At 65.4% G+C, this 25,174-nt stretch carries 24 protein-coding genes; 12 read left to right on the plus strand and 12 right to left on the minus strand.

All coding sequences use genetic code 11. The features are described 5' to 3' along the window. Positions 1-8 precede the first annotated feature (8 nt). The 4 genes from GR158_RS01810 to GR158_RS01825 are packed head-to-tail and all read right to left on the minus strand — an operon-like array spanning position 9 to position 2,324. Positions 9-353, minus strand: coding sequence for a PAAR domain-containing protein (locus GR158_RS01810; protein ID WP_134651234.1), 345 nt, complete (start codon positions 351-353; stop codon positions 9-11). Further along, positions 350-769: an ACT domain-containing protein gene (locus tag GR158_RS01815; protein ID WP_160869582.1), complete on the minus strand. Its 420-nt coding sequence runs from the start codon at positions 767-769 to the stop codon at positions 350-352. The genes GR158_RS01810 and GR158_RS01815 overlap by 4 nt, the downstream gene beginning before the upstream one ends. After that, on the minus strand, positions 766-1,677 hold the full coding sequence (locus GR158_RS01820) for an alpha/beta hydrolase (protein WP_160869584.1): 912 nt from the start codon (positions 1,675-1,677) through the stop codon (positions 766-768). The genes GR158_RS01815 and GR158_RS01820 overlap by 4 nt, the downstream gene beginning before the upstream one ends. 11 nt (positions 1,678-1,688) lie before the next feature. Next, a complete protein-coding gene (locus GR158_RS01825; RefSeq protein ID WP_160869586.1) occupies positions 1,689-2,324 on the minus strand; it encodes a LysE family translocator in 636 nt (211 codons plus the stop codon). Positions 2,325-2,458: 134 nt separating this feature from the next. Here GR158_RS01825 and GR158_RS01830 point away from each other — a divergent pair, with 134 nt between their 5' ends. The 10 genes from GR158_RS01830 to GR158_RS01875 all read left to right on the plus strand — a co-directional run bounded on the left by GR158_RS01830 (position 2,459) and on the right by GR158_RS01875 (position 13,030). Next, positions 2,459-3,367 (plus strand): LysR family transcriptional regulator, encoded by a 909-nt coding sequence (locus GR158_RS01830; protein WP_134651242.1) that lies wholly within the window; start codon positions 2,459-2,461, stop codon positions 3,365-3,367. Positions 3,368-4,402: 1,035 nt separating this feature from the next. Then, positions 4,403-5,563: an ABC transporter substrate-binding protein gene (locus GR158_RS01835; RefSeq protein ID WP_160869588.1), complete on the plus strand. Its 1,161-nt coding sequence runs from the start codon at positions 4,403-4,405 to the stop codon at positions 5,561-5,563. A 321-nt stretch (positions 5,564-5,884) separates the two neighbouring features. After that, positions 5,885-6,877, plus strand: coding sequence for an ABC transporter ATP-binding protein (locus GR158_RS01840; RefSeq protein WP_160869590.1), 993 nt, complete (start codon positions 5,885-5,887; stop codon positions 6,875-6,877). Then, positions 6,877-7,827, plus strand: a complete 951-nt coding sequence (locus tag GR158_RS01845; RefSeq protein WP_134647234.1) for an ABC transporter permease — start codon at positions 6,877-6,879, stop codon at positions 7,825-7,827. The genes GR158_RS01840 and GR158_RS01845 overlap by 1 nt, the downstream gene beginning before the upstream one ends. Beyond that, the gene (locus GR158_RS01850) at positions 7,817-8,632 is read left to right on the plus strand and encodes an ABC transporter permease (RefSeq protein WP_160869592.1); all 816 of its coding nucleotides are present in this window, start codon (positions 7,817-7,819) and stop codon (positions 8,630-8,632) included. The genes GR158_RS01845 and GR158_RS01850 overlap by 11 nt, the downstream gene beginning before the upstream one ends. Positions 8,633-8,748: 116 nt before the next feature. Next, complete coding sequence (locus tag GR158_RS01855) at positions 8,749-10,176, plus strand: gamma-aminobutyraldehyde dehydrogenase (protein WP_160869594.1); 1,428 nt, start codon at positions 8,749-8,751, stop codon at positions 10,174-10,176. Between the two features lie 80 nt (positions 10,177-10,256). Further along, positions 10,257-10,430 carry a DUF1328 domain-containing protein gene (locus GR158_RS01860; RefSeq protein ID WP_134647228.1) on the plus strand — a complete coding sequence of 58 codons (174 nt, stop codon included), beginning with the start codon at positions 10,257-10,259 and terminating at the stop codon, positions 10,428-10,430. A gap of 169 nt (positions 10,431-10,599) precedes the next feature. Further along, positions 10,600-11,355, plus strand: a complete 756-nt coding sequence (fhuF, locus tag GR158_RS01865) for a siderophore-iron reductase FhuF (RefSeq protein WP_246665507.1) — start codon at positions 10,600-10,602, stop codon at positions 11,353-11,355. Continuing rightward, the gene (locus tag GR158_RS01870; RefSeq protein WP_160869596.1) at positions 11,352-12,455 is read left to right on the plus strand and encodes an ABC transporter substrate-binding protein; all 1,104 of its coding nucleotides are present in this window, start codon (positions 11,352-11,354) and stop codon (positions 12,453-12,455) included. The genes fhuF and GR158_RS01870 overlap by 4 nt, the downstream gene beginning before the upstream one ends. Positions 12,456-12,514: 59 nt before the next feature. Next, the gene (locus GR158_RS01875) at positions 12,515-13,030 is read left to right on the plus strand and encodes a hypothetical protein (protein WP_160869598.1); all 516 of its coding nucleotides are present in this window, start codon (positions 12,515-12,517) and stop codon (positions 13,028-13,030) included. Positions 13,031-13,033: 3 nt separating this feature from the next. On the opposite strand, the gene GR158_RS01880 is transcribed toward GR158_RS01875, so the two are convergent. The 3 genes from GR158_RS01880 to GR158_RS01890 are packed head-to-tail and all read right to left on the minus strand — an operon-like array spanning position 13,034 to position 18,755. Next, on the minus strand, positions 13,034-13,864 hold the full coding sequence (locus tag GR158_RS01880) for an isocitrate lyase/phosphoenolpyruvate mutase family protein (protein WP_160869600.1): 831 nt from the start codon (positions 13,862-13,864) through the stop codon (positions 13,034-13,036). Then, on the minus strand, positions 13,861-16,308 hold the full coding sequence (locus GR158_RS01885) for an FAD-dependent oxidoreductase (protein WP_160869602.1): 2,448 nt from the start codon (positions 16,306-16,308) through the stop codon (positions 13,861-13,863). The genes GR158_RS01880 and GR158_RS01885 overlap by 4 nt, the downstream gene beginning before the upstream one ends. Next, on the minus strand, positions 16,305-18,755 hold the full coding sequence (locus tag GR158_RS01890; protein ID WP_160869604.1) for an FAD-dependent oxidoreductase: 2,451 nt from the start codon (positions 18,753-18,755) through the stop codon (positions 16,305-16,307). Before GR158_RS01890 ends, GR158_RS01885 begins: the two co-directional genes overlap by 4 nt. A 130-nt stretch (positions 18,756-18,885) precedes the next feature. Here GR158_RS01890 and GR158_RS01895 point away from each other — a divergent pair, with 130 nt between their 5' ends. Together GR158_RS01895 and GR158_RS01900 are read left to right on the plus strand one after the other, a co-directional pair. After that, positions 18,886-19,734 carry a LysR family transcriptional regulator gene (locus tag GR158_RS01895; RefSeq protein ID WP_134647213.1) on the plus strand — a complete coding sequence of 283 codons (849 nt, stop codon included), beginning with the start codon at positions 18,886-18,888 and terminating at the stop codon, positions 19,732-19,734. Between the two features lie 63 nt (positions 19,735-19,797). Then, entirely contained in the window at positions 19,798-20,052 is a 255-nt protein-coding gene (locus tag GR158_RS01900; RefSeq protein ID WP_134647211.1) for a hypothetical protein, read from the plus strand. 7 nt (positions 20,053-20,059) lie between these two features. Here GR158_RS01900 and GR158_RS01905 read toward each other — a convergent pair whose 3' ends face one another. The 5 genes from GR158_RS01905 to GR158_RS01925 form a co-directional block, all read right to left on the minus strand. Further along, positions 20,060-20,842: an SDR family oxidoreductase gene (locus GR158_RS01905; RefSeq protein WP_160869606.1), complete on the minus strand. Its 783-nt coding sequence runs from the start codon at positions 20,840-20,842 to the stop codon at positions 20,060-20,062. Between the two features lie 103 nt (positions 20,843-20,945). Beyond that, positions 20,946-21,167 carry a hypothetical protein gene (locus GR158_RS01910; RefSeq protein ID WP_134647207.1) on the minus strand — a complete coding sequence of 74 codons (222 nt, stop codon included), beginning with the start codon at positions 21,165-21,167 and terminating at the stop codon, positions 20,946-20,948. 171 nt (positions 21,168-21,338) lie between these two features. Further along, positions 21,339-22,682 carry a histidine kinase dimerization/phospho-acceptor domain-containing protein gene (locus GR158_RS01915; protein ID WP_160869608.1) on the minus strand — a complete coding sequence of 448 codons (1,344 nt, stop codon included), beginning with the start codon at positions 22,680-22,682 and terminating at the stop codon, positions 21,339-21,341. Next, the gene (locus GR158_RS01920) at positions 22,679-23,335 is read right to left on the minus strand and encodes a response regulator transcription factor (protein ID WP_160869610.1); all 657 of its coding nucleotides are present in this window, start codon (positions 23,333-23,335) and stop codon (positions 22,679-22,681) included. Before GR158_RS01920 ends, GR158_RS01915 begins: the two co-directional genes overlap by 4 nt. Positions 23,336-23,429: 94 nt before the next feature. Then, complete coding sequence (locus tag GR158_RS01925) at positions 23,430-25,070, minus strand: phosphoethanolamine transferase (RefSeq protein ID WP_160869612.1); 1,641 nt, start codon at positions 25,068-25,070, stop codon at positions 23,430-23,432. Positions 25,071-25,174: the final 104 nt, after the last annotated feature.

Consider the following 25,174-nt stretch of genomic DNA (forward strand, 5'->3'; position numbering starts at 1 on the left):
GATGTCCCTCAATTCTGCGAGCAGGAGACGTCGCCGAGGCGGCTGGTCTGTCCGCCTTCGGCCATCACGGTCTCCTCGCCGCTTGCGGTGCAGTTGCCCTTTTCGCCGGCGCCGGAGCGGAATTTCACCATGGGCTGCCCCTCGATCATGATGCTGGGCACGATTTCGTAAAGCTCCGGCGGGCAGTTCACCACGTCCGACAGCCGCAGCGCCGGCGCGCCGCCGATGAACACGCTCTTGGAGCCGGACATGGCGCAGGACGGGATGGGCGCCGCGTCCTTGGCGAAGGATGGCTGGGCGAGCGCCGAAAGCCCGAGAACCACGCCGAGACCGGCAAACCGCAATAGAATCATCCTGCTTCTCCCTTTTCACGCGCCCGGCGGGACAGCGCCCGCAGGGCGGCAAGCGCCTGTTCGGCCTGCCGCTCGGGCACGAATATATGGTCGTGATGGTAGCCCGCAACCACGTTCGCGCTGATGCCCTCGGCCGTGAGCGCCGTGGCGAAGGCGGCGGTGAGGCCGACGGCCGCAAGCGAGGAATGCACGGTCAGCGTGATCATGCGCATGGGCGGGCTGACGGTGAGATCGGCGGCCGCCTCCGCCGGCAGGATCAGCGTCACGCCCTCCTGCTCGCGGAACATGCCGAGCGGCGCACGTCCGAGATAATCAGCGAGTTCACCCGCCGGCACGCTGGCATAGACGAAACGGCCCTCGACAAGAACCGGCTCCATCGTTTCGATCAGCGCGGCAAGATCGCTGACGCCGCTCACGGCCGGGCCATCCGCCGCACGGCATCGCACAGCGCCGCAAAGCCGGCCTTCGCGCCCTCGCTCATGAAGCGGGCGCGCAGCCAGGCATGGATCATCTGCTTTTCCTCGCGGAATTCCACGGGCACGCCGGCCAGCGCAAGACGCGCCGCATAGGCACGCGCATCGTCGCGCAGCGGATCGAAATAAGCGCCGGTGATGAACGTGGCCGGCAGGCCGGAAAGGTCCTGCGCCTGCAAGGGGAAAGCGTGCGGCGCATCGTCCGGCGCCTTGTAGATATCGCGGTAATAGGCGACATCGGCCGTCGTCAGCCCCGGCGCCTCGGCCATCTCGACATAGGAGCCGGAGACGAGATCGCCGCCGAGGCCGGGATAGACCAGCGCCTGCCCGACGATGCCCTTCAGCCCCTCGTCGCGCGCCTTCATGACGATGCCGGCCGCCAGATTGCCGCCCGCGCTGTCGCCGATGACGACGATGCCGCCCGGCTTCAAAAGCAGATCGACAAGCACCGCCCAGCAATCCTCGAAGGCGGCGGGCCAGACATGCTCGGGCGAAAGACGGTAGTCGACGGCGAGAAGTTCCGCCCCGGCCGCCTCCGCTATCTCCGCGCAGATCGCATCATGGCTGTCGAGCGAGCCCACGACGAAGCCGCCGCCATGGATGTAGAACAGCCGCGTATCGGTGGTGACCGCCGCCGGCCGGTAGCGGCGCACGGGAATGCGGCCGGCCACCATGCCATCCTGCTTGATCATGCCCGCGGGCGCCGGCGCATCGAAGGCGGCGCAGAGCGCATCGTACCAGGCGCGCTGCTGGACGATATCCGCATCCACGGCATCGGCCGGATAGAAATCCTCGCAGCGCTTGTGAAAGGCGAGGATGCCTTCCTCGCTCGGCATGGGGCGTTCGCTCATCCCGGCCCCGCTCAGCTTTTCTGCAGGGCAAGGTTCAGCCCGAGCCCGACGAGGATGGTTCCGCCGGCGCGCTGCAGCCCCTTCTGCACCCGTGCCGAGCCCTTCAGCCGCGTGGCGAGCGCGCCCGCCAGCAGCACGCAGACCACATCGGCGGAGGTGAACATCAGGTTGACCACGGCGCCGAGGATGAAAAGCTGCATCCACACGGGCAAAGCGGCCGCGGGATCGACGAACTGCGGCAGGAACGCCAGGAAGAACAGCGCGGTCTTGGGGTTCAGCACCTCGACGGAGACGCTTTCGGCAAAGGCGCGCCAGCCGCGCCTGCGCATGTCCTCGGCCGAAACCTCCGGCTGCGCCTCCACCCGCGCGCGGAACATGCGGATGCCGAGCCAGACGAGATAGAGCGCGCCGAGAAGCTTGACCGCCAGATAGAGCGACGGCACCGCATGGAAGAGCGCCGAAAGGCCGGCCGCGGCGGCGATGACATGCGCATAGCCGCCAAGGTGGATGCCGAGGGTCGCCATCAGCCCCGACCAGCGGCCGCGCGCGATGGTCTGCGCCGTCGCATAGAGCATGGCCGGGCCCGGCACATAGGCGAAGACCGCCGTGGTCAGGAAAAACGCTAGCAATGTCTCGAAGGGCGGCATGGTCTCTCCTGTCGCAGTCTCTTTCCAAAGCTTATCGCAGGAAAGGGTGCAGGGGAATGCATCGGGCGCAACGGCGATGTGTACAATGACGAGGCGCCTTGCGCCGCCGATGCCGGCCGTATTAACTCGCGGCCATGGCTTTCACCTTCCGGCAATTGCAGTACTTCGTCGCCGTCGCGGAACAGGGCTCTGTAACGCGCGCGGCGCAGAACCTGTCGATCTCGCAATCCTCGATCACCGAGGCGATCAAGGAGCTCGAATCGGATCTCGGCGTGGAGCTTTTCGACCGTCATCCGCGCGGGCTGACCACGACGCATAACGGCCACCAGTTCCTGCGCCACGCCACGAAGATCCTTGCCGACGTTTCGGATGCGCGCCGCTCCTTCTCCGACAACCGCACGCCCGAGCGGGGCAAGCTCAATCTCGGCGTGACCTCGCTCGTCGCCGGCTACGTGCTCTCCGATCTGCTCTCGCGCTACCGCCGCGCCTTTCCCGGCATCGAGGTGAGCGCCATCGAGGACAACGGCTCCTATCTCGAACATCTCCTGGTGGGCGGCGAGCTGGACGTGGCGGTGATGGTCATCTCCAACCTGCGCGACCGCATGGCCTTGCAGGCCGAGATCATCGAGACATCGCCCTATCGGCTGTGGCTGCCGATCGGCCATCCGCTCGTTTCGGCCGACATCATCTCCGTCAGCGATATTTCCAGGGAACCGCTGATCATGCTGACGGTGGATGAAATCGAGGAGAATACCGGCAAGCTTCTCTCCGCACTCGGCGCGCGCCCGCATGTCGCCTTCCGCACACGCTCGGTGGAGGCGGTGCGCAGCCTCGTGGCGACGGGCGCCGGCATCGCGCTTCTGCCCGACCTCGTCTATCGCCCCTGGTCGCTGGAAGGCGACCGCATCGAAAGCCGCGACGTCTCCGGCGCCCTGCCCGTGGTGCAGATCGGCATGGTCTGGCGCAAGGGCTCCGGCATGCCGCAGGCCGCGCGCGACTTCGTGGGACTGGCCGAGGCGCTCAGAAGCGGGCGCGGACGGTAGCGGCCTTCACGGCATGCGGTGACGGACCCGCGTGCGGGCGCACCGGGTGTCGAAAGATGTCGGACGGGGCGCCGGAAGCTGCCTCGACTGAGAATGAATAGGTGACACCTTCCGGCGCCCCGTTCGGCGGTTTTTGCCCGCAACTCCGGTCTCTCTGCAAGGATCGAAAAGGCGGTGTCCTTCGCCGGTTTCCGGAATGGGCAGTGCCGTTTGACAACCGGAGCACACGCCTTGGCGCTCCGTGGAAGGTGTCTCCACCTCCCGGCCTTTCTCCATGCCGGCGGACGATGCCGACGCATCCGCCAATCCCGATCCCCTTGTGTGCCGCACAGGCACGCCCGGCGCGCCGTTCGGGGCATGAAACGACAGGATCGGTCCGACATCCCGCCGCTTCCCCCGTGTCGCCGGAGGGAGACCATTTTCCGCAGGCCCGGTGCATGAGGTTTCGCGTCATCCCCCCAAGCCCCGCGCCGACCCCGCCTCGCCGCAACGCCTTGCGGTGTATCCGAGGGCGGGATGAGAGGATTGTAGGCATGGCTGGAGACGGCGGGGAAATTGGAAGCGGATTTCGCAGGGAAATCAGCGGGCGCGATACGTTTACGTCCCCGGATGAGGGGCGGCGAGGACGGCGGCGCATGCGGCTGTGGGTCCTCGGGTCGAGCCCGAGGATGACGCCAGAAGAGAAGTCGAGGGAAAAGCAGCGCACCGTCTGCCGTACCGTTACACGAGCGGGAAATCGACATCTCCCTTCCATGGCGGAAGAGAAGGGCAAGTTCAAAGCGACGCAGCCGCTTGCCGCAGCACATAGCATCGACGGGTAATCAGCACCTCCCCTCCGTCATCCTCGGGCTAGACCCGAGGATCCATGGCTCCGCACGCACCTCCTATGCCATCACCTCGAATGCGTACCCCTCAGCGATTTCGGAATTTCCGATACCGACATTCTGATTAATGAATTTGCGAAAGCGACGAAAGCGCGGCACCTTTTCCGCCGGGAACAATACCGCTGAATGCGGACCAAACCGGGAGACTGTCATGACGCGACTTCTGCATTCCTGCACCGCGCTTACCCTTTCGCTCGCCTTCGTCACATCCGCCGTCGCCCAGGAGCCGCTGAAGGCGCTTGGAGCGGGCGAAGGCGAGGTATCGATCGTCGCCTGGGCCGGCTATATCGAGCGCGGCGAGACGGATAAGGCCTATGACTGGGTCACCGATTTCGAAAAGAAGACGAGCTGCAAAGTGACGGTGAAGACCGCCGCGACATCCGACGAGATGGTCGCGCTGATGAACGAAGGCGGCTTCGACCTCGTCACGGCCTCCGGCGACGCCTCGCTCCGGCTCGTCGCCGGCAAGCGCGTCCAGCCGATCAACACCGACCTCATCCCGAGCTGGAAGACCATCGACGAGCGCCTGCAGAACGCGCCGTGGCACACGGTGAACGGCGTGCATTACGGCACCCCCTATCTCTGGGGCCCGAACGTGCTGATGTACAACACGGAAGCCTTCAAGGGCGAGGCGCCGAAGAGCTGGAAGGTCGTCTTCGAGGAGATGACGCTGCCGGACGGCAAGTCCAACAAGGGCCGCGTGCAGGCCTATGACGGCCCGATCCACATCGCCGACGCCGCGCAGTACCTGATGGCGCACAAGCCGGAACTCGGCATCAAGGATCCCTACGAGCTGAACGAGGACCAGTACAAGGCGGCGCTCGACCTCCTGCGCGTGCAGCGCACGCTGGTGGGCCGCTACTGGCACGACGCCATGATCCAGATCGACGACTTCAAGAACGAAGGTGTCGTCGCCTCGGGCTCCTGGCCGTTCCAGGTCAACCTGATGAAGGCCGAAGGCCAGCCGATCGCCTCGACCTTCCCGGAAGAGGGTGTCACGGGCTGGTCGGACACGACCATGCTGCATGCCGAAAGCCAGCACCCGAACTGCGCCTATATGTGGATGGAACACTCGCTGTCATCAAAGGTGCAGGGCGACGCCGCCGCCTGGTTCGGCGCGGTTCCCTCGGTGCCTGCGGCCTGCAAGGGCAATGCGCTGCTCACCGACGAAGGGTGCGCGACCAACGGCTTCGACAACTTCGACAAGATCCACTTCTGGCGCACGCCGGTCACCAAGTGCGAAAGCCAGGGCGAATGCGTGCCCTACCACCGCTGGGTCTCCGACTATATCGGCGTGATCGGCGGGCGGTGAGCACGTCCTCTCTCGATCTCCTCCGCGAAAAGCGGGCGATTGAAGAGGTACGGCGATGCTGTTCTTTCCTTCTCCCCTGCGGGGAGAAGGTGGCCCGAAGGGTCGGATGAGGGGGCTTGCACGACGTCGGTCGTCTGCGCCACCCCCTCATCCCGCTGCCGCGACCTTCTCCCCGCGGGGGAGAAGGAGGCAAAACGGCCCTCACAGTTCCGTATGCTACGCCCCAATTCTTTTGGAGATCGGATAGCTGCGCCGTTTTCCTGCCCATGATCTCCACGCGATGGACGTTTCGCCCATCGTCCAAAACCACCGGGAGCCTCCATGACCGCCGTCCTGTTCCAGCAAGTGTCCCGCCATTTCGGCGCCGTGCGCGCCGTCGACAGCGTGGACCTCGCCATCGCCGAGGGTGAGTTCTTCGCGATGCTCGGTCCATCAGGCTCCGGCAAGACGACCTGCCTGCGCCTGATGGCCGGTTTCGAGCAGCCGACGGCGGGGCATATCGAGATCTTCGGCGAGACGGCCGAGGGCGTGCCGCCCTACCGGCGCAACGTCAACACGGTGTTCCAGGACTATGCCCTCTTCCCGCATCTCTCGATCCTCGAAAACGTCGCCTACGGGCTGATGGTCAAGGGTGTCGGCAAGGCCGAACGGCTGAAGGCCGCCGAAGAGGCGCTCGCCATGGTGAAGCTGCCCGGCTACGGCACGCGCCGGCCCGGCCAGCTTTCCGGCGGCCAGCGGCAGCGCGTGGCGCTGGCGCGCGCGCTGGTCAACCGCCCCCGCGTGCTGCTGCTCGACGAACCGCTCGGCGCGCTCGACCTCAAGCTGCGCGAGCAGATGCAGGAAGAGCTGAAGGCCCTGCAGAAATCGCTCGGCATAACCTTCGTCTTCGTGACCCACGACCAGGGCGAGGCGCTTTCCATGGCCGACCGCATCGCCGTCTTCAACGACGGAAAGATCCAGCAGCTCGGCACGCCGGAAGAGGTCTACAAGCGCCCGGCGACGCGCTTCGTCGCCGATTTCGTCGGCTCGTCCAACGTGCTGCCGCCCGATTTCGTCGACATGCTCGGCTTCGGCCGCCACCATGCCAGCCTTCGGCCCGAGGCGATCGCGCTCGGCGACGGCCCCGGCCGCAAGCATGTCTCCGGCCGCGTTACCGCCGCAAGCTTCCTCGGCGCCGCCAACCGCGTGACGGTCGACGCCAACGGCACCCGCATCGCCGCCATGCTGCCCGCCGCCGTCGCAGTGCCGGCGCAGGGCGAGATGGTCACGCTCTCCTTCCTGCCGGAAGACCTGCATACGATGGATGGCGCGTGATGAGCACGGTCGCCGACACCTCCATCCTCGCGCGCCGCGGCGGCCTTGCCGGCCGGCTCTCCGACCTCTTCTGGCGCAAACCCGGGATACTGCTGCTCCTGATGCTGACGCCGCCGCTTCTGTGGCTCGGCATCATCTATCTCGGCTCGCTGATCGCGCTGCTGTTGCAGAGTTTCTTCTCGATCGACGACTTTTCCGGGCTGATCAACTACGAGTTCACGCTCTCCACCTACAGGCAGCTGCTCATCCCGTCGAATTTCGACATCATCCTGCGCACCGTCGTCATGGCCGTGATGGTGACCCTCGCCTCCGCCGTCATCGCCTTCCCCATCGCCTATTACGCGGCACGCTACGCCAGGGGAAAATGGAAGGTGATCTTCTATCTCGGCGTGATGCTGCCGCTGTGGTCGAGCTACCTCGTCAAGATCTATGCCTGGAAGCTGATCCTGGCGAAGGAGGGCATCCTCACCTGGTTCCTCGCCAAGCTGCACCTGCTGTGGCTGCTCGATGCCTGGCTGGCGCTGCCGGTGGTCGGCGGGTCCTCGCTGTCGATCAGCTATACCGGCACCTTCATCGTCTTCATCTATGTCTGGATGCCCTTCATGATCCTGCCGATCCAGGCGGCGCTGGAGCGCGTGCCGGGCAACCTGATCGAGGCCTCGGCCGATCTTGGCGGCAACCCGGCGCAGACCTTCCGCTTCGTGCTGTTTCCGCTGGCCCTGCCCGGCATCATCGCCGGTTCGATCTTCACCTTCTCGCTGACGCTCGGCGACTACATCATCCCGCAGATCATCGGCTCGTCGCGGCTCTTCATCGGCCAGGCGGTCTATGCCCAGCAGGGCACGGCCGGCAACATCCCGCTGGCGGCCGCCTTCTCCGTCGTGCCGATCGTCATCATGGGCCTCTATCTGTGGATGGCCAAGCGACAGGGAGCCTTCGATGCGCTCTGACCAAAACACGTCCGCACCCCTCGGCCTGAAGATCGCCGCCGGCGCCGGCCTTGCCTTCCTGCATCTGCCGATCCTGCTGATCTTCCTCTATGCCTTCACCACGGAGGAGAAGAGCTACCAGTTCCCGCCACCGGGGCTGACGCTCAAATGGTTCGCCGTCACCTGGAACCGGCCGGACGTGTGGGAGGCGCTCGGGCTTTCCGTGCGTGTTGCCGCGATCTCGACGGCCATCGCCCTGGTGCTCGGCACGCTCTGCGCCGCCGCCGTTTCCCGCACCAAGTTCTTCGGCCGCGAGACGATCTCGCTGCTCGTCATCCTGCCCATCGCGCTGCCCGGCATCATCACCGGCATCGCGCTGCGCTCGGCCTTCTCCTTTGCGGAAATCCCCTTCTCCTTCTGGACCATCGTGCTCGGCCACGCGACCTTCTGCGTCGTGGTCGTCTACAACAATGCGGTGGCCCGCTTCCGGCGCGTCTCCGGCTCGCTGATCGAGGCCTCGATGGATCTCGGCGCCGACAGCTTCCAGACCTTCCGCTACATCATCCTGCCGAATATCGGCACGGCACTTCTGGCCGGCGGCATGCTCGCCTTCGCGCTGTCCTTCGACGAGGTGATCGTGACGACCTTTACCGCCGGCCAGCAATCGACCCTGCCGATCTGGATGCTGGAGGAACTGGTGCGGCCGCGCCAGCGCCCGGTGACCAATGTCGTCGCCATGGTCGTCGTCATCGTCACCTTCCTGCCGATCCTCGGCGCCTACTACCTCACCCGCGACGGCGACCAGGTCGCCGGCGGCGGGAAGTGAATCTGAGCGAACAGGGAGTGGCGAATAGCGAATAGGGACTTCCAGACTGCATATCCGGTAATCCTATTCGCTACTCGCCATTCGCGATTCGCTCCGTCAACAACGGAGAACATGCCATGGACACCCAGATGCTGATCGGCGCGCGTTTCGAAGCCGGCACCGAGGCGGAAGAGCATATCCTGAACCCGAAGACCGGCGGCAAGATCGTCGACCTGCCGGAGGCCTCCCACGCGCAGATCGACGCCGCCGTCGACGCTGCCGAAAAGGCGTTCGTCTCCTGGGCGAAGACGACGCCCGGCGAGCGCTCCGCCTATCTCCTGAAGATCGCCGATGCCATCGAGAAGGATGCCGACGCCTTCGCGGCACTCGAAGCGCTGAATTGCGGCAAGCCGATCAACGCCGCCCGCAACGACGAGCTGCCCGCCATCGTCGACTGCTGGCGCTTCTTCGCCGGCGCCATCCGCTCGCTGCAGGCGCCGGTTGCCGCCGAGTACCTGCCCGGCTTCACCTCGATGGTGCGCCGCGACCCCATCGGCATCGTCGGCTCGATCGCGCCGTGGAACTATCCGCTGATGATGATGGCCTGGAAGCTCGCGCCCGCCATTGCCGGCGGCAACACCGTCGTCTTCAAGCCCTCCGAACAGACGCCGCTGACGGCGCTGAAAATGGCGAGGCTGCTTGCCGATATCCTGCCGGAAGGCGTGGTCAACATCGTGCTCGGCCGCGGCGAGACGGTGGGCAACACGCTGATCAATCACCCCAAGATCAACATGGTCTCGATCACCGGCGACATCGCCACCGGCAAGAAGGTGCTGACCGCCGCCGCCAAGACCGTGAAGCGCACCCATCTGGAGCTCGGCGGCAAGGCGCCGGTCGTGGTGTTCGACGATGCCGATCTGGAAGCGGTCGTCGCGGGCGTGCGCGCCTTCGGCTACTACAATGCGGGCCAGGACTGCACGGCCGCCTGCCGCATCTATGCGCAGGACGGCATCTACGAGAAGCTGGTCGCCGACCTCTCCGCCGCCGTCTCCACCATCAGGTACAACGACCCCGACGACACGCTGAACGAGATCGGCCCGCTGATCTCGCGCCGCCAGCGCGACCGCGTGGCGAGCTTCGTGGAGCGCGCCTCCGACGTGAAGCATATCGAGATCACCACCGGCGGCCACGCCGGCAGCGACGACGGCTTCTTCTTCCAGCCGACGGTGGTGGCCGGCGCCACCCAGGAGGACGAGATCGTCCGCCGCGAGGTGTTCGGCCCCGTCGTCTCCGTCACGCGCTTCTCCGATGCCGACCAGGCGATCACCTGGGCGAACGACAGCGATTACGGCCTCGCCTCCTCCGTCTGGACGAAGGACATCGGCAAGGCGATGACCGCGGCCTCGCGCCTGCAATATGGCTGCACCTGGATCAACACGCACTTCATGCTGACCAACGAGATGCCGCATGGCGGCGTCAAGCAGTCGGGCTACGGCAAGGACATGTCGATCTATGCGCTGGAGGACTATACGGCCGTTCGGCATGTGATGATCAATCACGGGTGAGGTCGAGAGGGTGGTATCCGCGACCCTGGAACCTTTTTGCCTCTCGCGCGTCTTTGCGAGACGCGACAGGAGGTACTTCCATGCTGAAATGGGCTCTGATTTTTCTCGTCATCTCGCTGATCACCGGCTTCCTCGGCTTTTCCGGCGTGTCGTCGGCGACCGCGACGATCTCGAAGGTCCTCTTCGCCATCGCCCTCGTGATCTTCCTCATCTTCATCGTGCTGGCGCTGATGGCCGGCAGTGCCGTGGTCTGACGAACCCCGCGGCCCCGGGGCGCGATTTTCCGCGCTCCGGGGTGTGACGGCGGCAATAAAGATGATAAAAGCGATCACCTTATAACCCGCGATCGCCTGTCATCCTCATGCCCCACCCACACATATTCCGCACCGTGACACGGCAGCGCCCGGCCGCCGGAGAGGCGGCATGACGGCGGGGACGACGATGCAGGGTGCCGGTGCGTTCGCGCCCGGCCTGAAGGCGATCTTTTCGGGCGAGCAAGCCTGGTGCGGCGAGAAGATGATGCTGTCGTCGGATCTTGAGGACGCGATACCGCTTCGCGACTTCCTGGGCGGCGACGGATTGCGCGACGCGCTCGAACGCTATGCGGCGCACCACCCGGCCGCAGACCGCCGCGCGGTCGCCTCCTACTGGTCGCTCTACTATTTCTCGGCGCTCAACATTCCCTATGTGGTGGCGCGGCGCGCGGAAACCCGGCTGCCCGTTTCCATCGACACCATGACCATCGCGCTTGCCGAAGACGGCCTGCCGCGTGCCTTCGGCCTGCCGGACGAAGGCGAATGGAGCGAGGACGGCGCTCTGCTCGATGTCGTCGCGCCGCTGGTGGAGACGCATCTGGCGCCGGTCGTCAACGCGCTGAAGGAAAAGGCCGGCATCGCCGCGCGGCTCGCCTGGACCAACGCCGCCGTCTACATCGACTACGCCTTCAACACGACGGACCGCTCGCAGCCCGAGCGCGACGACCATTGGCCGTCGCGCCCGCTCTTCGCCTGCCAGCACCTTGCCGACGGCAGCCGCAATCCCTTCTACGGATGCCTGCGCCACGACGTGGAAGCGCAGGCGATCCACTGCCGCCGCAAGGTCTGCTGCCTGCGCTACATGCTGCCGGGCATTCCGGCCTGCGGCGAACTCTGCGCCCTGCCGGAACTGAGAAAACAATGACGAAACGTGCCCTTGCCCTTCTGGCCTTCCTGCTGCTCGCCGCCCTGCCCGTGCGCGCGGAGGTGCAGTATCCGCTGACGGTGACGGATTCCTTCGGCCGGGAGGTGACGATCCCCGCCGCGCCGAAGGCGATCCTGCTCGGCACCGGGCTCGATCTCGTGGCGCTGTCGCTCATCCATCCCGATCCCGTCAGCCTTCTCGCCGGCTGGGCCGGCGACATGAAGGGCGACAAGTCCGGCCTTTATGCCCGGTTCAAGGAGAAATTCCCCGCTATCGAAAAGGTGCCCGTCATCGGCGACGGCATATCGGTATCCTTCGAGGCGCTGCTGTCGCTGAACGCCGATCTCGCCATCCTCGCCAACTGGCAGGCCGACACGGATGCGGGCCGGCAGGCGATCGGCTTCCTCGAACAGGCCGGGGTGCCCGTCATCGTCGTGGATTTCAACAGCGATGCGCTGGAGAACACCGCGCGCAACATGCGTTTTCTCGGCCGGGTGCTGAACCGTGAGGACCAGGCCAACGCCTTCGCCGACTTCTACGAGGCGCGGGTGAAGCGCATCCGCGACGCCGCCGCGGCCCATGCCGAGCCCGGTCCCACCGTGTTCATGGACGGGCTGCCGAACCCGGATAAATGCTGCTTTGCCTTCGGCACCGGCGGCCTGGGCGAATTCCTCGCCATCACCGGCAGCCGCAACATCGCAGCCGACCTGCCGCGGCAGGGCGGCACGGTGAGCGCGGAGTTCGTCATCGGCGCCGATCCCGACGTCTATATCGCCACCGCCCTGCCCGATGGCGCCTATACGTCGCTGACGGTCGGCCCGGGCGTCGATCCCGAGCGGGCGCGCGAGACGCTGGCCCGCCTGGTGGAGGCGCCGCATCTCGCCAGCCTGCGCGCCGTGCGCGAAGGGCGGGTGCATGCGCTGTGGAACTTCTTCAACGCCGTGCCGCTCAATATCGTCGCCGCCGAATTCTTCGCGCAGCGATTGCGGCCGGACGTCTTCACCGACGTCGATCCCGCCGCGACCCTCAAGGAAATCAATGCGCGCTTCGCCGCCGTGCCCTTCGACGGCGCCTACTGGATCGACCTCAAGCCGAATTGACCACGCGCGCCCTTTCGGGACCGGATGGCAGAGGCTATATCAGGTTCAGGAGGACTTGAATGATCTGGGCATTTGCGGTCGCAGCGGCGACAATTCTCTATCTCGCGCTGCGCTTCCGGCGCTTCCAAAGCTGGGTCGAACCCGCACTGACCATCGTGGTTGCCATCGGCCTCGTCTCGGCCCTGCTGATCTGGCTGCGCGAGGACCGCATTCCGACCGGCGAGCCGGTTTCCGGAAACGTGGCGACGTCCGTCCTCGTCGCCGATATGATCGAGCTTTCCGACATGCAGGCCACCATGGGCCAGACGAAGACGAGCTATCGTGTCACGGGCCGCGTCGCCAACAAGGGGGCGAGCCCCATGCAGTCCTTCCGGCTCGACATGGTGCTGTCGGATTGCCCCGGTGGCGCCTGCCGGCAGGTCGGCCGCGACGATGCGCTCGTCGTGCTGCGCGTGCTGCCCGGGGAAACCCAGGACTTCACCACCTTCGCCGTGTTCCCCGGCAGCGACCTGACGCCCGTGACGGCGCCCGAATGGGATTTCGGCGTGCGCGATGTGCGTGCGGCGACGCGATAGGGTTCAGCCCGCGCCGGCGATCAGCATGGCGTTGATGCGGTCGCCCGAGGCGGCGGCCGACAGCTTGGCGAAGCTGCCATCCCGGACGATCGCCTCCATCTGCTCGGCAATCGCCGCGTGGGTGACCCGCGCGATCATCGAGCCGAGCGAGATGCGGCGCACGCCGATCGCGGCGAAGTCGGGCACCGTGAGCGCGCGCAAAGGCCCGGCGGCCAGCGCATTGACGGGGATGGACACGGCGCCGACGACGCGGCGCAGCTCCGCCTCGCCCGGCGGCACCGGCACATAGACGAGATCCGCGCCGGCCCTTTCGAAAGCCTGGATACGGCGGATCGCTTCGTCGAGATCGTAGACGCCGTTCATCACGCCATCGGCGCGGGCACACAGGATGAAAGGCCGGCCAAGCGAGCGGGCGGCGTCCGCAGCGGCGCGGATGCGCTCGACGGAAAGATCGAACGCATAGGCCGGGTTGCCATCCACCATCTGCGTGTCCTCGATGGAGCAACCGGACAGGCCGACTTCGGCCGCAAGCCGGATCGTCTCGGCGACATCGTCAGGGGCATCGGCAAAGCCGTTCTCGAAATCGCCCGACACCGGCAGCGGCGTGGCGCGCACGATCTCCTCGGCATGCCTGAGCGATTCCTCGCGGCTGACGCGGCCCATGTCGGGCCGGCCGAGCGTGAAGGCAAAGCCCGCCGAGGTCGTGGCGAGCGCCACGGCGCCGGACGCCGCCATCAAACGCGCCGAGCCGATATCCCAGGGATTGGGGATGACGAAGCAGCCCGACTGGTGGAGATCGTGGAAACGGCGATGGCGGTCGGCGAGGCTGGTCACGCGCGCACTCTCTCGGCTTTCGGATCGTAGAGCGGCACGAGCGAGGCTTCCGCCTTAACCCGCACGCCTGCGATCTCGACTTCATAACGGGAGGCGAGCATATCGGCTTCGCTCTCGCCTGCACAGGGCACATAGCCCATGCCGATGGCGCCGCCGAGATAGTGACCGTAATTGCCGGACGTGATGGTCGAGACGATCCTGCCGTCGCGCACCAGCGCCTCGTTGTGGAAGAGCAGCGGCTCCGGATCGGTCAGGCGGAACTGCACCATGCGGCGCTTCAGGCCCTCCTCCTCTTTTCGCAGCACCGCGTCGCGGCCGATGAAATCGCCCTTCTTCGTGCGCACGGCAAAGCCGAGACCGGCTTCCAGCACATGGTCCTCGTCGGTGATATCGTGACCGAAATGGCGGAAGGCCTTTTCGATGCGGCAGCTGTCGAGCGTGTGCAGGCCGCAGAGTTTCAGGCCGACATCCGCGCCCGCCTCTTCCAGCGCCTCGAAGACATGGGCCGTCTGGTCGGTGGAGACATAAAGCTCCCAGCCGAGCTCGCCGACATAGGTGACGCGGTGCGCGCGGGCGAGGCCCATGCCGATCTCGATCTCCCGCGCGGTGGCGAAGGGATGTGCGGCATTGGAGAAGTCGTTCGGGCTGACCTTCTGCATGAGGTCACGCGCCTTCGGCCCCATGACGCACAGCACGCTCTCGGCCGCCGTGACATCGGTAATGACGACGAACTCGTCCTGCAGATGCTTGCGCAGCCAGGCAAGGTCGCGCTGCAGCGTCGCGCCGGGCACGACGAGGAAGAAGGCGGTCTCCGAGAGACGCGTCACAGTCAGGTCGCTTTCGATGCCGCCGCGGGCGTTCAGCATCTGGGTGTAGACGATCCTGCCGGGGGCGACGTCCATCTGGTTGGCGCAGAGTCTTTGCAGGAAAGCCAGCGCATCGCGGCCCTCGACGCGGATCTTGCCGAAGGACGTCATGTCGAACAGGCCGACGCCGTTGCGGACAGCCAGATGCTCCTGCTTCTGGTTCTCGAACCAGTTCTGCCGCTTCCAGGAATAGCGGTATTCGCGCTCCTGGCCCTCTTTCGCGAACCAGTTGGCGCGCTCCCAGCCGGCGACCTCGCCGAAGACGGCGCCGCGGGCCTTCAGGTGCTCGTGGATGGGCGAACGGCGAACGCCGCGGGCGGTCGCCATCTGGCGATAGGGAAAGTGATCGGCATAGAGCAGGCCGAGCGTTTCGGAGACCCGGTCCTTGAGATAGGCGCGGTTCTTCTGGAACGGCTGCGCGCGGCGGATATCCACCTCCCAGAGATCGAAGGGCGGCTCGCCGTCGTTCATCCACTGCGCCAGCGCCATGCCGGCGCCGCCGGAGGAGACGATGCCGATGGAATTGTAGCCGGCCGCGACCCAGTAGCCCTTCAGCTGCGGGGCCTCGCCGAGATAGTAGCGGTCGTCGGGCGTGAAGCTTTCCGGACCGTTGAAGAAGGTGTGGATGCCGGCCGTCTCCAGCATCGGCATGCGGTTGATGGCGTTTTCGAGGATCGGCTGGAAGTGATCGAAATCCTCCGGCAGCTGGTCGAAGCAGAAATCTTCCGAAATGCCGTCCATGCCCCAGGGCTTGGCCTTCAATTCGAAAGCGCCGATCAGCATCTTGCCGGCATCTTCCTTGTAATAGGTGCACTCGTCCGGCACGCGCAGAACCGGCAGGCGCTGGAGGTTCGGGATCGGCTCGGTGACGATGTAGAAATGCTCGCAGGCATGCAGCGGCAGCGTAACGCCGGACATGTCAGCCAGCGTGCGCCCCCACATGCCGGCGGCGTTGACGACGTTTTCGGTCTCGATGGTGAAGGTCTCGCCGTTCTGCTCGCAGATGACGCCCGTCACGCGGCCGTCCTTCGTCTCGACGGACGTGACCTTGACGCCTTCGAAAACCGTCGCACCGTTCTGCCGAGCGCCTTTGGCCAGCGCCATGGCGATGTTGGCCGGATCGCACTGGCCGTCGAGCGGCAAATGCACGGCTGCCTTGATATCCGCCGTGTTGAGGTGCGGATACATCGCCTTCACCTCGTCGACGGTGATCTCGCGCACGTCCACATCGAAGGCGCGGGCAAGCGAGGCCTGGCGGTAGATTTCTTCCTTGCGCTCGTCCGTCAGCGCCACGGTCATGGAACCGCACTGGCGCATGCCCGTGCCGATGCCGGTCTCGGCCTCGAGCTTGGTGTAGAGGTCTGCCGAATATTTGGCGAGCCGCGTCATGTTCTGCGAGGCGCGCAGCTGGCCGATAAGACCGGCGGCATGCCACGTCGTGCCCGATGTCAGCTGCTTGCGCTCCAGCAGAACCACATCCGTCCAGCCGAGCTTGGCGAGATGATAGGCGACGGAACAACCGGACACGCCGCCGCCGATGATGACGGCGCGCGCCTTGGAGGGAATGGCTTTGCTCATGCACGCAGTCTTTCATTGTTGGGGTCGAAGAGCGGCCCGTCGGGCTGGACCACCGCCTTGAAGCGGTCGCCGTAGATTTCCACCTCGATTTCGGTGCCGGCTACGGCGAGATCGGCGCGCAGCATGCCGAGCGCGATGGATTTGCCGACACGGTAGCCCCAGTTGCCGGACGTGGTCTCGCCGACGACGTTGCCGCCATGCCAGAGCGTCGACATGTAGGGCGCGTCGCAGTCGCCGGCCTCCACCGTCAAAAGCACGAAACGCTTGGTGACGCCCTGCTGCTTCTCGCGCTCCAGCGCCGCCTTGCCGTTGAAATCGGGCTTCGCCCAATCGACGAAGCGGTCGAGGCCGCCTTGCAGGACGGTGTAATCGGTCGAAAGATCGCCCTTCCAGGCGCGGTAGCCCTTCTCGATGCGCAGGCTGTCCAGCGCCTCCATGCCAAAGGGTTTGAGACCGTGCTTTTGACCCGCTTCCCACACCGCGTCGAAGATGACGGCGGTATCCTCGATCTTCGTGTGGATTTCCCAGCCGAGCTCACCGGCAAAGGAGACGCGCACCAGCTGGCACCAGCGACCGGCGATCTGGCAGCTCTGGTGCGTCAGCCAGCCCTTGGAAAGATCGGCGTCCGAAACGTTCGCAAGGATGGCGCGGGAACTGGGGCCCGAGAGAATCTGGCAGGAGAAGGCGTCGGTCACGTCGTCGATGGTGAAGGCGGCATTGTCGGGCAGATGCTTTTGCAGCCATTCGAGATCGTGCCACTGGGCGGTCGCAGCCGTGATGAGGAAGAAGAAATCCTCGGCCAGCATCATGACCGACATTTCCGTGACGATGCGCCCCTTGTCGTCGGCGAAATAGGCAAGGCCGATGCGGCCGGGCTTCGGCAGCTTGCCGGTGGTGAGCGTGGAAAGCCAGGCCGTGGCCCCCTCGCCCTTCACGCGGTAGCGTGAGAAACCGGGAAGATCGAGAATGCCGGCGGCCTCGGTAACGGCGCGGCACTCCTCCTCGATGCGCGGCCGCCATGGCCCCTCGCGGTTCCAGGTCTGGGTCGATTCCTCCGATGTGTCGTCGCCGGGCTTGGCGTACCACATGGCGCGTTCCCAGCCATTGTAGGGCTTGAACTGCGCGCCGAGCGCCGTGATGCGATCGTGGATCGGCGACAGTTTCCTGTTTCGGCCGGCCGGCCACGCGTGTTTGGGAAAGTGCATGGCATATTCGTGGCCGTAGATTTCCATGCCCTTGGCTATGCAATAGTCCTTGTCGGCGGCGAAGCTGGTGTAGCGGCGCGGATCGCACGACCACATGTCCCACTCCGTCTCGCCTTCCGTTACCCACTCGGCCAGCACCTTGCCGGCGCCGCCGGCCTGGCAGATGCCGAAGGTGAAGACGCAGGCCTCGTAGGCGTTCGGCACGCCGGGCATGGGGCCGATCAGCGGATTGCCATCGGGCGCATAGGGAATGGGACCGTTGATCATGCGCGACAGGCCGGCCGTGCCGAGGATCGGCACGCGCTCGACGGCATCGTTGAGATACCATTCCAGCCGGTCGAGATCGTCGGGGAAGAGCTGGAAGGAGAAATCGTCCGGCATCGGATCATCCGGCGTCACCCAATGCGCCTTGCAGTTGCGCTCATAGGGGCCGAGATTCATGCCCGTCTTCTCCTGCCGGAGATAGTAGGACGAGTCGACGTCGCGCAGCAGCGGCAGCTTGTGGCCGGCTTCCTTCGACCAGGCCGCCAGCTCGGGAATTTCCTCGAACAGGATATATTGATGGCTCATCACCATCATCGGCACGTCGCGGCCGAACCATTTTCCCACTTCGCGGGCATAATAGCCGGCGGCATTGACGACCTTCTCGCAGCGGATTTCACCCCGCGGCGTGGAGATCACCCATTCGTCGCCGTCCCGCCGCGCGCCGGTGGCGGGACAGAAGCGGAAGATCTTCGCGCCCATGTCGCGCGCGCCCTTGGCGAGCGCCTGCGTCAGCTGCGCGGGGTCGATGTCGCCGTCATAGGGATCGTAAAGCGCGCCGGTCAGGTCGTGCGTTTCGAGGAAGGGGTATTTTCCCCGCATCTCGTCGGGCGTGAGGATATCGAGGTCCATGCCCTGATAACGCCCCATGCCGACGACGCGCTTGAACTCCTGCAGGCGCTCCTTCGAATGGCCAAGCCGGATGGAACCGGTGACGTGGTAGTTCATGGGATAATCGACGAGCGCGCCCAGCTCGCGGTAGAGCGAAGCGGAATAGCGCTGCATGTTCATGAGCGACCAGGAGGACGAGAAGGTCGGCACGTTGCCGGCGGCATGCCAGGTGGAGCCGGCGGTCAGCTCGTTCTTTTCGAGCAGCACGCAATCCGTCCAGCCGGCCCTGGCCAGATGATAGAGCGCGGACGCCCCGACGGCGCCTCCACCGATGATGACGACGCGGGCATGGCTTGGCAGTGCGGACATTCTCGTTCCCCTTCTTTGCGCTTGATTTTTGGCAATCAAAGCGAAAGGCGGCAACCCGGCGGATTTTGCTTTATTAATCGAAAGCACCGATTACATTTCCTCGAAACATTCGGGAAAAGACGGCGCCTTCATGCAAATCGTTCTGATCGAGACATTCCTGGACCTGATGGAAACCCGCAACTTCAACCGCACGGCGGAGCGGCTGAACGTCACGCAATCCACGGTCACGCATCGCATCAATGCGCTGGAGGCGCTGTTCGCGCGCAAGCTCTTTGCCCGCAACAAGGGCGGAACGCAGCCGACGGCCGCGGGCCTGCGCTTTCTCGACCATGCGAAAGCCCTGCAACATCAATGGCATGAGGCCACGCGCGCGGTGGAGACGGCCGGCGCCTACGAGCGCTCCATGCGCATCGGCCTGCAGCACGATCTCGCCGCCCATTATGCCGGCGACTGGCTGTCTGCGGTGCGCCGCGAACTGCCGGCCACCTCCATCTATCTGGAGGTGGATTATTCCAGCCAGATGAACCGCGACCTCGGTGCCGGCGACCTCGACCTCGCCATCCTCTTCACCCCGCACTACCTGCCCGACCTGCACTATGAGCGCATCGGCGACATGCATTACGAGATGGTGAGCAACCGGGTGCGCCGCATCGAGGACGTGCGGCCGGACGATTACATCCAGGCCGTCTATTCCCCTGCCTTCGACCGGATGCACCGGCAGGCCCATCCGGATCTCTCGACGGCGCCGATCGCCAGCGGCGAGACCACGGCGATCCTCGCCCTGATGCAGAAGCTCGGCGGCTCCGCCTTCGTGACGCGGGCCGACGCCGAGCGGCTGGTGCGCGCCGGCACGGTGCAGCGTGTGGAGGGCGCCGAGCCCATCCTCCAGCCGGTCTATGCCGCGGTGAACGTGCGCACCCGCCATGCGCACCAGCATCGGCGCATCATCTCCATCCTTCAGGCGCTTCTTGCGGCATGAAGCATTGAAACAGACCCGCGCGCTGCCTATTAACGGCAAATCAGATCCGACGAAGGAGTTCCCATGGCCGCCCGCGACCGCTATTCGCGCAAACTCGAATGCGCCATGTGCGGCCATTCCGGCTATGCGGAAGTGTCGGAAGACGACATGCCGACGCGCAAGGACCCCGATTTCAGGGTGGACGAACTGCCGCGCGGTTTCATGACGGAGCGGGCATCGAAATATCCCGACAAGCACATGATCCGCTGCCGTTGCGGCCACGTCTTCAAGTTCCAGCAGAAGACGGTCTATGCCGCAGGCGGAGAGCCGCGGCGCTGACGCCTCGCTATCCGCGACCGACGAAGGGCATGTTGGTCGCCATGACGGTCATGTTGAGCACATTGGCATCGAGCGGCAGGCTCGCCATGTAGATCACCGCATCGGCGACGTGCTTGACCGACATGGTGGGCTCGCTCACCGTCTCGCCATTGGGCTGCAACACGCCGGTGCTCATGCGCGCGGTCATGTCGGTGGCGGCATTGCCGATATCGATCTGGCCGCAGGCAATATCGTATTTGCGCCCGTCGAGCGAAGTCGACTTGGTGAGGCCGGCAATGGCGTGCTTGGTCGCGGTGTAGGGCGCCGAATTCGGCCGGGGCGTGGTGGCGGAGATCGAGCCGTTGTTGATGATGCGCCCGCCGCGCGGGCTCTGGTCCTTCATCAGGCGGAACGCCTGCTGCGTGCAGAGAAACGCGCCGGTGAGGTTGGCGGCAAGGATGCTCGTCCATTCCTCGAAGGGAATGTCCTCCAGAAGTGCGGGCGAGACATTGGAGCCGGCATTGTTGACGAGCAGGTCGAGCCGCCCGAAATCCTGCTTCACCTCGGTGAAGGTCGCCTTGACCTGCACGGGATCGCCGACATCGCAGACGATGGCACGTACGGCATGGCCGGTCTCCGCGCCGATCTCCGCCGCCGCCTTTTCCAGCACGGCGGCGCGCCGGCCGGTGATGATCACGGCATAGCCCTCCGCGCTCAGCCCGCGGGCGATGGCAAGGCCGATCCCCGTGCCGCCGCCCGTGACCAGCGCGACCCTGCCCCTGCCCGTGCCCCTGCTGCCCCAGTCCGTCATATCCGTTCTCCCCGCAATCGCCGTGCTCGATGCGCGAACACCTAGCGCAGGGCGATGGGAAAGTCATCGCGGGACATGACGGTCATGGACCGCCGGCACCGGATCAGGAATGCAGGTGAATGCGCTCGTGGCGTTCACGCCGCGCCACAAGATCCTGTTCTATATAGATTTTCCGCGCTTCATCGATGGCTGCCGCGAAGGTTTCGCTGATGACGCGGATACTGTTTTCAGAAATCAGAGGGAGTGCCCCGCCGCTCTCTGCTGCATGCAGTTTGCAAAGCGCGCTGGCAAGCAGGCGCGCATAGTCTTCCGGTTTGCGTCCCATGTTCCCCACCATTTTTGATTATGAAAACAGAAAACCACAAAATATGGCAAAAAGCCACATTTTTCTCACATGATACGCGAAAATATCTCACAGGGTCGCGCCGGTGCTCCAGGAGAGAACGCCGGGAAACGAGGATGTTCGAAAAGAAAACAGAACCGGGCAAACCGGGCATCAATCCGGGACGGGAAACACGATCTCCGCCTGGAAGCCATCCGAGCGGCCCGGTGCGGGCGAGGAGAGCACAAGGCTGGCGCGCATCTGCGACAGAAGCCGCTCGGCGATGGAAAGCCCGAGCCCCGAGCCGGCGGCGAGCGTCTTGCCGCGGGAAAAGCGCTTGCGCAGGGCCGCAAGTTCGTTGGCGCTCATGACCGGCGCCGCGTTGACGATGCGCACATTGCCGGTCGGCGCGATGTGGATATCGACCGGTTCGCCGTCGCGTCCGTGCAGAAGCGCGTTCTCCACGAGATTGCGCAACACGATGGCGAAGGTGTCGGCATTGCCGGCGCGCAGGAGAACGGCCGAAACATTGCCGTGCAGGCGGATGCGTGTGGCGTCTTCGGAAGCGCGCTGGAAATCGGTGACGACGAGATTGACAACATCGGCGACGTCGAATGTGGCTTCCGTCACGCCGACGCCGGCCTCGGCGCGGGCGAGCTGCAACAGCTTCTCGGTGAGCTTCGTCAGCCTTTGCAGCGCGGCCTCGATCTGGCGGGCACGGGTTTCCGCGGGGCCGTCCCTCAGTTCGGAGAGGAGGAGCTGCGTCTGGGCGAGCGCGCCGGCAAGCGGCGTGCGCAGTTCATGCGCGCTGTTGGAGGTGAATTCGCGCTCGGCGTCGATGACGGCGCGCAGGCGGGCGAGCAGCAGGTTGACCGAGCGCTGGATCGGCTTCAACTCACGCGGAAGCGTCACCTCCTCGATGGGCGCGAGGTTGCCGCCGTCCTTCTCGCCGATCGCCGCGCGCAGCGCCTCCACCGGCGACAGCACGCGCCGCACGACGAACCATACGGCCAGAAGCGTGACCGGAACGATCAGCAGCACCGGCAGGAGAAGCGCAAGCGAGCCCTCCATCACCGCCTCCTGCCGCTCGTCCGCGGAATAGACCACCTGCACGAAGATCGTGCCGTCCTCATCCGAGGCGGTATAGACGCGACCGTCCCTGCCCTCGGAGAACCCCGTCTCCAGCGGCGCGTCAAACGCCTTTTCGGCTGCGGCATGGGAGTGGAGCAGCACGTTTCCGGCACCGTCGCGGACCTGGTAGGTCAGGTTGCCCTCGCCCGGCTCGGCCGGCAGCGAGCCCCGGCGCAGCGCCGCACCCGCCTTGGCCTGCGCCAGAAGATCGTCCAGCGCGAGCGGCACGAGCCGTTCGGCCGTCTCCTGCAGGACGCCGTCGAAGATCTCGCCGAATTCCTCGCGCATGACGAAGGCGCCGAAGGCCACGGCGACCAGCCAGAGAAGGGTGATGGTGCCGGCGATCCACAGCATGAGCTGGCCGGCAAGGCTGTTGATCCCTCTCATCGGCCGAGCCTGTAACCGATGCCGCGCAGCGTCTCGACGCAATCCTTGCCGAGCTTCTTGCGCAGCCGGCTGACATAGACCTCGACCGTATTGCTCTCGATCTCCGAGCCGAAGGCATAGAGCGCTTCCTCGATCTGCCCCTTGGAGACAATCGCCTCCGGGCGCGCCGCAAGGCGCGCAAGCACGGCCCATTCGCGGCTGGAAAGATCGATGGCTTCGCCTTCGCGCAGCACGCGCCGGTCGGCGAGCTGGATCGTCAGCGGCCCGGCCGCCACGACCGGCACGGCGGCGCCCGAATAGCGCCGCGTGACGGCCAGCATGCGCGCGCCGAGCTCGCCGAGATTGAACGGTTTCACGAGATAATCGTCCGCGCCGCTGTTCAGTCCCTCGATGCGGTCGGAAATCTGGTCATGCGCGGTGAGGATGATGATCGGCATGGTCGCGCCTGCGCGGCGCAGCGCCGTCAGCAGCGACAGCCCGCTGCCGTCGGGCAGCCTGAGATCGAGCAGAAGCAGATCGTAGGCCACGGCGTCCGCCGCCGACCGCGCGTCCTCCAGCGTCTGCATCCAGTCCACCGCATGGCCGAGGCCGGCGACGTAATCACGCACCGCCTCGCCCAGGACGGCATCGTCTTCGATCAGCAGAACCCTCAAGCGCCGCGCTCTCCGTTTGTGAGCGGCGCGTTTTCGCCCGCCTTCCGAATCCGGAGAATACATGGATGCGGCGCGCCTCGCCATCACCTCCGTTTCAGCTGATGGCGCCGGGGCGCCGGCACGCCGACATGAGGTCGAGCGCGGGGTCGCGGACATTGGTCTGCACCCGCATCATACCGAGCACCGTGTGAAACAGGTTGTCGTGCGACTGCGGCTTTTCCGTCTCCGCCTTGAGGCAATCCGCGGAATAGGCGGCCTTTTCATCCTTGCCGAGCCACAGCACGAACGGCACATGGGTCTGCTGGCTGGGCGCGATCATGTAGGGCGTGCCGTGCAGGTAGAGCCCGAGTTCGCCAAGCGATTCACCGTGGTCCGACATGTAGAGCATGGAGACATCGAGGCGATCCTCCTGCCCGCGCAGCTTGTCGATGACGGTCGACAGGATATGGTCCGTATAGGCGATGGAATTGTCATAGGCGTTGACGATCTCGTCGCGGCTGCATTCGGAGAAATCGGCGGCGCGGCACTCCGGCGTGAAGCGGCGGAACTCCTCCGGATAACGCTGGTAATAGGCCGGCCCGTGGCTGCCGATCTGGTGCAGGACGAGAACCGTGTCCGACTTCACCGACCCGATGAACGCATCGAGATTGTCAAGCAGCACCTGATCGCGGCACTCCTCGCCGGAGCACAGGCCGGGAATGCCGCTCTTGAACAGTTCCAGCTCCTTGATGCGGCTGGCGATCTGCTTGCTGCCGGTGTTGTTGTCCCACCATTCGACGTTGACGCCGGCATGGCCGAGCACGTCGACGAGGTTCTGCGTCTCCAGCCCCTTGCGATGGGTGTATTCCGCCCTTGTATAGACCGAGAACATGCAGGGCAGCGAAACGGCGGTCGCCGTGCCGCAGCTCGATGTCTGCGGGAAGTACAGGATATCCTGCTTGGCAAGCTCGGGATTGGTGTTGCGGCCATATCCGCCAAGCGAGAAATTCTCAGCGCGCGCCGTTTCGCCGGCGATCACGATCATCAGGCGCGGCTTGCGTTCGGTAAGCGGGCTGTCGGCGACATGGGCGTCCTCACCCAGGGGGGCGGCGACGATGTTGCTGTCGCTCGTCTCGCCGGCGGCATACTGGATGGCCGTGACGAGCGGCACGAAGGGATTGAGCGTCTCGAACCAGTCGTGATGGGCGCGGACGGTGGCGGCATAGATGCGGCCATGCGACAGGCCGGCGACGAGCGCGATGACCAGAGCCGGCGCGATGACGGCGAGGTTGCCGCGCACCTTCGCAAAGAAGGTCCTGTGGCGCACCCGAACCCAGATCAGGAGAAGCGACGGCAGGACGCCGTAGACGAACATGTGCAGCAGGAAGCCCGGCGTGACGAGGTGGCCCGCCTCCGAGCTGTTGGTCTGTGCCGCGTTGCGGATCATCTCGATGTCGATGACGACGCCGAAGCGGTCCATGAACCACGCGCCCGACGCCGCGCAGAGAATGAGCACGATGAAGATCGGCTTCATCGCGTATTTCACCGAAACGGCGACGCAGAGCGCGATGTAGAGGCAGGTGACGCCGATGGCGATGGAGGCGAAGGTCGTCGGCCGGCCTTGCAGATAGAGCCAGCCCTTCGACCAGAAGCTCCAGTTCGTCAGGGCCAGCAGGTAAATCGCCGTCAGAATGCTGACGGTGACGCTTCCCAATTCGGGCCGCCACAGGGTGAAGCGGCCGCTTCCTTCGCGCATGGTCTATCCTTTCACGTCCATCCGGCAAACGCGCATGCGCGCTCCGCCATCCTGACGCCTTCCCTGCCCATGCAAGCTGACAGACGGCTGAACGAATGCCGCCC

It is taken from the genome of Shinella sp. AETb1-6, from assembly GCF_009826875.1.
Lineage (GTDB): Bacteria > Pseudomonadota > Alphaproteobacteria > Rhizobiales > Rhizobiaceae > Shinella > Shinella sumterensis.

What these genes read in the sequence shown, in the direction of transcription:
- GR158_RS01810 (WP_134651234.1), bottom strand. Translation starts at nt 353, where the DNA reads ATGATTCTATTGCGGTTTGCCGGTCTCGGCGTGGTTCTCGGGCTTTCG.
- GR158_RS01820 (WP_160869584.1), bottom strand. Translation starts at nt 1,677, where the DNA reads ATGAGCGAACGCCCCATGCCGAGCGAGGAAGGCATCCTCGCCTTTCAC.
- GR158_RS01825 (WP_160869586.1), bottom strand. Translation starts at nt 2,324, where the DNA reads ATGCCGCCCTTCGAGACATTGCTAGCGTTTTTCCTGACCACGGCGGTC.
- GR158_RS01830 (WP_134651242.1), top strand. Translation starts at nt 2,459, where the DNA reads ATGGCTTTCACCTTCCGGCAATTGCAGTACTTCGTCGCCGTCGCGGAA.
- GR158_RS01835 (WP_160869588.1), top strand. Translation starts at nt 4,403, where the DNA reads ATGACGCGACTTCTGCATTCCTGCACCGCGCTTACCCTTTCGCTCGCC.
- GR158_RS01840 (WP_160869590.1), top strand. Translation starts at nt 5,885, where the DNA reads ATGACCGCCGTCCTGTTCCAGCAAGTGTCCCGCCATTTCGGCGCCGTG.
- GR158_RS01845 (WP_134647234.1), top strand. Translation starts at nt 6,877, where the DNA reads ATGAGCACGGTCGCCGACACCTCCATCCTCGCGCGCCGCGGCGGCCTT.
- GR158_RS01850 (WP_160869592.1), top strand. Translation starts at nt 7,817, where the DNA reads ATGCGCTCTGACCAAAACACGTCCGCACCCCTCGGCCTGAAGATCGCC.
- GR158_RS01855 (WP_160869594.1), top strand. Translation starts at nt 8,749, where the DNA reads ATGGACACCCAGATGCTGATCGGCGCGCGTTTCGAAGCCGGCACCGAG.
- GR158_RS01860 (WP_134647228.1), top strand. Translation starts at nt 10,257, where the DNA reads ATGCTGAAATGGGCTCTGATTTTTCTCGTCATCTCGCTGATCACCGGC.
- fhuF (WP_246665507.1), top strand. Translation starts at nt 10,600, where the DNA reads ATGACGGCGGGGACGACGATGCAGGGTGCCGGTGCGTTCGCGCCCGGC.
- GR158_RS01870 (WP_160869596.1), top strand. Translation starts at nt 11,352, where the DNA reads ATGACGAAACGTGCCCTTGCCCTTCTGGCCTTCCTGCTGCTCGCCGCC.
- GR158_RS01875 (WP_160869598.1), top strand. Translation starts at nt 12,515, where the DNA reads ATGATCTGGGCATTTGCGGTCGCAGCGGCGACAATTCTCTATCTCGCG.
- GR158_RS01885 (WP_160869602.1), bottom strand. Translation starts at nt 16,308, where the DNA reads ATGAGCAAAGCCATTCCCTCCAAGGCGCGCGCCGTCATCATCGGCGGC.
- GR158_RS01890 (WP_160869604.1), bottom strand. Translation starts at nt 18,755, where the DNA reads ATGTCCGCACTGCCAAGCCATGCCCGCGTCGTCATCATCGGTGGAGGC.
- GR158_RS01895 (WP_134647213.1), top strand. Translation starts at nt 18,886, where the DNA reads ATGCAAATCGTTCTGATCGAGACATTCCTGGACCTGATGGAAACCCGC.
- GR158_RS01900 (WP_134647211.1), top strand. Translation starts at nt 19,798, where the DNA reads ATGGCCGCCCGCGACCGCTATTCGCGCAAACTCGAATGCGCCATGTGC.
- GR158_RS01905 (WP_160869606.1), bottom strand. Translation starts at nt 20,842, where the DNA reads ATGACGGACTGGGGCAGCAGGGGCACGGGCAGGGGCAGGGTCGCGCTG.
- GR158_RS01910 (WP_134647207.1), bottom strand. Translation starts at nt 21,167, where the DNA reads ATGGGACGCAAACCGGAAGACTATGCGCGCCTGCTTGCCAGCGCGCTT.
- GR158_RS01915 (WP_160869608.1), bottom strand. Translation starts at nt 22,682, where the DNA reads ATGAGAGGGATCAACAGCCTTGCCGGCCAGCTCATGCTGTGGATCGCC.
- GR158_RS01925 (WP_160869612.1), bottom strand. Translation starts at nt 25,070, where the DNA reads ATGCGCGAAGGAAGCGGCCGCTTCACCCTGTGGCGGCCCGAATTGGGA.